This is a genomic window from Streptomyces sp. SID11385 (genome assembly GCF_010548245.1).
GTDB lineage: Bacteria > Actinomycetota > Actinomycetes > Streptomycetales > Streptomycetaceae > Streptomyces.
The window spans coordinates 1-301 of record NZ_JAAGLR010001084.1; the positions used below are offsets into that span (position 1 = coordinate 1).

At 81.4% G+C, this 301-nt stretch carries 1 protein-coding gene; it reads left to right on the plus strand.

Annotation, left to right across the window (positions count from 1 at the left end):
- Positions 1-301: MFS transporter (locus G3I42_RS33045; RefSeq protein ID WP_164291352.1), on the plus strand; the 301-nt coding region annotated here is incomplete at both ends.

Here is a 301-nt window from a genome sequence, read left to right on the forward strand (position 1 = left end):
CGATCGCCTTCCTGACCGGGCTGCTCGGCCCGGCCCTCTCCGGCGGCTGGACCTCACAGGTCCCCGCACTCGTCCAGCCCGCCGGGCTCCCGCGCGCCGCCGCCCTCGACGCCCTCGGCTTCACCGTCGCCACGCTCCTGGGCCCCGCCCTCGCCGGGCTCTGCGCGAGCCTCGCCGGAGCGCCCGTCGCCGTCGCGGTGGCCCTGACGCTGGTGCTCCTCGCGGCCCCGGCGGCGCTCGGGCTCCCCGCGCCCACCACGCCCCGCCCCTCGTCCCGCCCGCTCGCCCAGCTCCGCGAGGG